The organism is Bacillus sp. JJ1474 (assembly GCF_036965225.1).
Classification (GTDB): Bacteria; Bacillota; Bacilli; order Bacillales; family Cytobacillaceae; genus Cytobacillus.
This window is the reverse complement of sequence record NZ_JBALPC010000267.1, coordinates 1-2074: the sequence shown is the minus strand read 5'-3', so window position 1 is coordinate 2074 and position 2074 is coordinate 1. Positions and strand designations below refer to the sequence as shown.

Genomic DNA, 2074 nt, shown 5'->3' with positions numbered 1-2074 from the left:
AATTCCTCAATGCAAAAAATTATTTTATCTTTGCCTCAAACAAGAGACTTCGACTATTACAAATACATCCATTAGAGGAATAAGAGACTGACTTGGCAAAGTCAGTCTCTTATTCATGTGCGCCCAGCATGTGTACAGTCTATAGGGATGAGTCCCAAATTGTGAAGGCAGAAATAGCTGTAGCTTAACACAAGGGTGCCTGTGTTGCGCAGAATCTGAAGGAAGTGAGCGGCAACTAATTTCAATTTGTAATGTCAATTTTTAAAAAATTCTAAAATTAATATTGAATTACTATTTATATTGTAATACAATTATAATCATAGAAACAAAAGGCATTCTAGAAAAAATAACAAATGAGGAGGATGTTCATGAACTATGAAGAAAAATTAATAAAAGCTGGATATAAGCTACCAGATCCAGCACAAGCAAATCAACGACCGTTTGAAGATGGCATTAAAACCGGTAATTTACTTTTTGTATCCGGAAATGCAGCAAAGGTAGACGGTGTTTTGAAATATAAGGGAATTGTGGGAGATACAGTTTCTATAGAAGAAGCTCAGGAGGCAGCCAAAATTGCCTTTGCAAATTGTCTAGCTGCTGTACGAAATATCATGGGAAGTCTCGATTCTATCAAAAAGATTGTTAATATAAAAGGTTATGTTGCAAGCACACCGGATTTTACTGATCAACCGGAAGTGATGAATGAAGTTTCATTCTTGGCAAGTGAAGTATTTGGAGAAGCAGGAAAACACAGTAGAGTAGCAATGGGAGCTGCATCTCTTCCGGGAGGAACACCAGTAGAAGTTGAAATTGTGGTCGAAGTATTTTAATAGAAAAAACATATAATTTTATCGAAAGAGGGTAGAAAAAAATGATAGAGTTTCCAAAAGATATGCCATTAGGGATAAAACAATTGTTCACAAGTGTTACCCAATTAAAAGAAGGCGAGAAAGTACTTGTAATCACCGATGATAATAAAAGGGATATCGGAGAATTTGTTTATAAGTATGCAAAAGAATACTTTGATACTACGATGATTGTTATGAGTCCAAGAGACGGACATGGCGCTGAGCCAACTGAAGCCGTCAGAGCAGCATTAAATGGATGCGATGTAGCATTTGGTGCCACAACCATGTCGATGTACCATTCAAAAGCACGGTTGGAAACAAGTAAAAACGGAAGATTGCGTTGGGTGGGGCTACAAGATTATGCTCTACATATGTTTGAAGAAGGCGGCCTAACCGCTGATTTTGATGAAGTAAGGAAGGTCATTGATCGGGTTTCTGAGTATTATCAAGGTAAAACATTTACACTGACTGCTCCTGGAGGAACTAATATGGTGTGCAGCATTGAAGGGCGTAAACCTGTTTTCGATTATGGGACATCGAGAGAGCCAGGTTCAGCTTCATTTCCGCCTAATGCAGAAGTGGCCCTTGGTCCAGTCGAAGGTACAGCAAATGGTGTATTGGTGTTTGATGGAAGTATTCCTCATCCACTCTTAAATTTACTTGATGAACCTGTTACATGCAGAGTTGAGAACGGTTTCATTACAGAAATTACAGGCGGGCGAGAAGCGGATATTCTTCGCAAAATTTTGGCTGATTTCAATGATCCGACAGTGTATAATATCGCGGAACTTGGCCTTGGATTAAATAAAGAAAACTATTTATGCGGACATATGGCTCCCGATGAAGGTTCATTTGGAAATATTCATATTGGAATAGGAAAAAACTTGAACTTTGGAGGACATGTAGATTCCCCGCTGCATCTTGATTTAGTCATTAAAAATGTAACAGTTGTAATTGATGATTATTCAATCATGAAAGACGGAGAATTGTTAGTCTAACGGATCAGTTTAAAAGTTTTTATAGGTATGACCGAATGAAGAGACAGGAAGGGAAGCCCCTTCCTAAAGTTTTATTAAAAGACTTTCGCGCATCTACACTTCGTAAATATTCAGTTAATAGGTAGATAAATAAAATTATTGAAGAAATTCACTTGCCAAACGGTAAACACTTACAAGGAAATGGCGAACCTTAAACCCACGTCATCATGTAAGTGGCATTCTTAAAAC

The 2074-nt window shown here is 37.6% G+C and carries 2 protein-coding genes; both read left to right on the top strand.

The features are described from left to right. The first annotated feature begins 368 nt into the window (after positions 1–368). Positions 369–830, top strand: a complete 462-nt coding sequence (locus V7164_RS24105) for a RidA family protein (RefSeq protein ID WP_335355476.1) — start codon at positions 369–371, stop codon at positions 828–830. A gap of 41 nt (positions 831–871) precedes the next feature. Continuing rightward, positions 872–1846 carry an aminopeptidase gene (locus V7164_RS24100; protein WP_335355475.1) on the top strand — a complete coding sequence of 325 codons (975 nt, stop codon included), beginning with the start codon at positions 872–874 and terminating at the stop codon, positions 1844–1846. Positions 1847–2074 lie beyond the last annotated feature (228 nt).

What these genes read in the sequence shown, in the direction of transcription:
- V7164_RS24100 (WP_335355475.1), top strand. Translation starts at nt 872, where the DNA reads ATGATAGAGTTTCCAAAAGATATGCCATTAGGGATAAAACAATTGTTC.
- V7164_RS24105 (WP_335355476.1), top strand. Translation starts at nt 369, where the DNA reads ATGAACTATGAAGAAAAATTAATAAAAGCTGGATATAAGCTACCAGAT.